Annotated in this window: 5 protein-coding genes and 1 riboswitch; all 5 genes read left to right on the top strand. The window is 73.6% G+C overall.

Annotated elements, in window-relative coordinates:
- On the top strand, positions 1-399 hold a 399-nt coding region (locus tag QM638_RS07540), incomplete at its 5' end, for a nicotinate-nucleotide--dimethylbenzimidazole phosphoribosyltransferase (protein ID WP_415141339.1).
- Positions 396-1,166 (top strand): adenosylcobinamide-GDP ribazoletransferase, encoded by a 771-nt coding sequence (locus QM638_RS07535; protein ID WP_415141338.1) that lies wholly within the window; start codon positions 396-398, stop codon positions 1,164-1,166. The genes QM638_RS07540 and QM638_RS07535, both read left to right, overlap by 4 nt.
- Positions 1,163-2,140, top strand: coding sequence for a cobalamin biosynthesis protein (locus tag QM638_RS07530; protein WP_415141337.1), 978 nt, complete (start codon positions 1,163-1,165; stop codon positions 2,138-2,140). Before QM638_RS07535 ends, QM638_RS07530 begins: the two co-directional genes overlap by 4 nt.
- Positions 2,141-2,183: 43 nt before the next feature.
- Positions 2,184-2,315: riboswitch (cobalamin riboswitch) on the top strand.
- A 33-nt stretch (positions 2,316-2,348) separates the two neighbouring features.
- Positions 2,349-2,573 carry a CbtB domain-containing protein gene (locus tag QM638_RS07525; protein ID WP_415141336.1) on the top strand — a complete coding sequence of 75 codons (225 nt, stop codon included), beginning with the start codon at positions 2,349-2,351 and terminating at the stop codon, positions 2,571-2,573.
- 28 nt (positions 2,574-2,601) lie between these two features.
- Entirely contained in the window at positions 2,602-3,462 is an 861-nt protein-coding gene (locus tag QM638_RS07520) for a CbtA family protein (RefSeq protein WP_415141335.1), read from the top strand.
- Positions 3,463-3,497: the final 35 nt, after the last annotated feature.

The following is a 3,497-nucleotide window of genomic DNA, read 5'->3' as shown; positions in this document are numbered from 1 at the left end:
GCGGCGCTGCGCCGGGCCGGCGACCGGGTCGCCGACCCGCGGCAGTGCCTGCAGGCGCTGGCCAGCGCCGACCTCGCCGCCACCACCGGGTACCTGCTCGCGGCGGCCCGCGCCGGCGTACCGGTGCTGCTCGACGGGCTGATGAGCGTCGCCTGCGCGCTGACCGCCGACCGGATCGAGCCGGGGGCGGCGGCCTGGTTCGCCGCCGGCCACCGATCCACCGAGCCGGCCCAGTCGCTGGCACTGGACAAGCTCGGCCTGGAGCCGCTGCTCGACCTCGGCCTGCGTCTCGGCGAGGGCTCCGGCGCGGTGGCCGCGGTGCCGGTGGTGCGCAGCGCAGCCGCGTTGCTGCGCGACGTCGCGCTGCTCAGCGAGCTGATGCCCGCACCCGATCAGTGAGCCGGTACGACGCCTGGCGACTGGCCGTCGGCACCCTGACGGTCTGTCCGGTGCGGCCGCCGTCGGCGGTGGATCGCGGCACCGCGCGGGCGGCGATGCTGCTCGCGCCGCTGGCCGTGCTGCCGCTCGGGGTGGTGGCGGGAGCGATCTGGTGGGCCGCCGACCTGGTCGACCTGCCCGCGCTGGTCGCCGGCCTGCTGGTGGTCGGCGCGCTGGCGCTGGGCACCCGGGTGATGCACTGGGACGGCCTCTCCGACGTCGCCGACGGACTGACCGCCTCGTACGACCGCGAGCGGTCGCTGGCGGTGATGAAGACCGGGACGTCGGGCCCCGCCGGCACCGTCGCGGTGGTCGTGGTCGCCGGGCTCCAGGCCGGCGCACTCGGCGGCCTGTCCGGCCAGGCCGGGCCGGGCTCGACCGCGCTCCTGGTCGGGCTCTGCGTGTGCGCGTCTCGGGCGGCGCTGACGGCGTGCTGCCTGCGTGGCGTGCCGGCGGCCCGGTCGGACGGGCTCGGCGTCACCTTCGCCGGGGTGGTGCCGCGGAGCGCCGCGGTGCTGCCATGGCTGGCGGCGGCGGCGCTGCTGGCCGTCGCCGGACACGGTGCCGGTCTGGACTGGTGGCGGGGTCCGTTGGCGGTGGCGCTGGCACTCGCGGTGGTCGTGCTGCTGCTCATCCGGTGTCGTCTGCGGCTGGGCGGCGTCACCGGGGACGTCTTCGGTGCCGCCGTCGAGCTCGGCCTGGCGACGCTGCTGGTGGCGCTGGCATGAGTCGAGTCCGGAGCGGCGGCCGGATGGGCGCCCGAGCCGCCGGGCTGCTGCTCGGCTTCGCCGCCGACCGGCTGTGGGGCGATCCGCGCCGCGGCCACCCGGTGGCCGGATTCGGACGGGTCGCCGGCGCCCTCGAGCGTCGGTGGTACGCCGACAGCCGGCCGCGCGGCGTCCTGCACTGCGCCGTGTTGGTCGGGGCCGCCGCCGGGCTCGGCATACCGGTGCGCCGTGTTCGAAGCGCGCCGATCCGCATCGTGCTCACCGCCGCCGCGACCTGGGCCGTCCTCGGCGGCCGCTCGCTCGACCGCGAGGCCGCTGCCGTGCACCGACTTCTCGCCGACGACGACCTGCCGGCCGCGCGCGGCCGCCTGACGCATCTGGTCGGCCGCGACACCAGTCGGCTCGACGCCGACGAGATCGCCAGGGCGGTGGTCGAGTCGGTCGCGGAGAACACCTCGGACGCGGTGGTCGCGCCGCTGTTCTGGGGAGCCGTGGCGGGCGTGCCCGGGCTGCTCGGCTACCGGGCGGCCAACACCCTCGATGCGATGGTCGGGCACCGCAGCCCGCGCTACCGGCGGTTCGGCTGGGCCCCGGCGCGGCTCGACGACCTCCTCAACCTCCCCGGGTCGCGGCTGGCCGGGCTGCTGGTCGCCGTCGCCTCCCCCGGTCGGTCGCGGGTCGTCGTACGCATCTGGCGGCGGGACGCCGCCGCGCACCCCAGCCCCAACGCCGGCGTGGTCGAGGCGGCCTTCGCCGGGGCGCTCGGCGTCCGGCTCGGCGGTCGCAACGACTACGCCGGCAGCATCGAGGAACGCGCCATCCTCGGTGACGGGCCGAGGCCCGTCCCGGCGACCATCCCCGCGGCCCGCCGGCTGGCCTCCCGGGTCGGCCTCGGCGCCGCGGCCGGCGCCGCCCTCGGCAGTGTCGCCATCGATGCGGCCGTCCGAGCGACCGGCCGGCGATCGGCGGTGTGACATGAGCCATTTCTCGACCGGTGGCGCTCCGTTGCCGCCCGAAGGTCCGGGGCAGTAGGCTGCCTGGCGCACATCATGCATGAGGAAGCCGGTGCGAATCCGGCACGGTCACGCCACTGTGAGCCCACCGATCGGTGTGGTGAGTCAGATCTTCGGCGGATGTGTGAGGCCCGAGAACGGAACGTTGTATTCCTGAAGGAGCATCACCATGAGCACTACCTCTGTCGCACCGGTGACCTCGGCGATCACCACTCCCATCGTGACGGCCCAGGCCAAGACGGTCGCGCTGTTGCTCGGCACCGCCGTCCTGGCGCTGCTCGTCTACTACTTCATCGGTGTCGACGAGGGAGCGCTCTCCGTGTTCGGCAAGAGCATGGTGATCCACGAGTTCTTCCACGACGCTCGCCACTTCCTCGGCTTCCCCTGCCACTGATCTCGCGGCCAGGAAGGACAACGGAACAGTGGAGAAGCAACTCATCGGCCGCGGCGTGCTCTCGGGCGCCATCGCCGGACTCGTCATGTTCGTCTTCGCCCGGATCTTCGCCGAGCCGATCATCCAGAAGGCGATCGACTACGAAAGCGCCCGCGACGCCGCTCAGGACGCGCTCGACAAGGCGGCCGGCAAGGCGATCCCGGCCGCGGGACCGGACATCTTCAGCCGCACCATCCAGGGCAACCTCGGCATCGGTGCGGGGCTCATCCTCTTCGGCGCCGCGATGGGCGCCCTGGTCGCGGTGGCTTACATCATCTGCATCGGTCGCACCGGCCGGATCCGGCCCCGCCCGCTCGGCTATCTGGTGCCCGCCTTCTTCTTCGTCGGGGTCTACCTGGTGCCGTTCATCAAGTACCCCTCGAACCCGCCGGCGATCGGACACGAGGAGACGATCCGCACCCGTGGTGCGCTCTATCTCATCCTGGTCTTCTGCTCGTGCCTCTTCCTCTTCCTGGCGGTCTACGTCGGGCAGAAACTGCACCGGCGCTGGTCGGTGACGACCTCGGCGGTGCTGGTCGGCATCGGATATCTGGCCGTCATGACGGTGATCATGCTGATCCTGCCGGCGCTCGGGCACCTGCACGCGAACGTCGTGGAGTACGGGAAGCACGCCACCGAGACTCCGCTCCCGCTGACCGACGAGGACGGGACCATCGTCTTCCCCGGATTCCCGGCCGACGTGCTGGCGCAGTTCCGGGCCTACTCGGTCGGCGCGCAGGTGATCCTGTGGGGCGTGATGGCGCTGGTCTTCGCGCCGCTCGCCGAGCGGGTGCTCGCGCCGGTCGCGCGCACCCAGCGGACCACCGCGACGAGCACCGTCGCCGGCTGAGGCACCGCGTCCTCTCATCGCTCGAGCGGGCCGGG

The organism is Nocardioides sp. (genome assembly GCF_047606145.1).
Taxonomy (GTDB): Bacteria; Actinomycetota; Actinomycetes; order Propionibacteriales; family Nocardioidaceae; genus Nocardioides.
The sequence above is the reverse complement of the archived record's forward strand: the minus strand, read 5'-3'. Positions and strand labels throughout refer to the sequence as shown.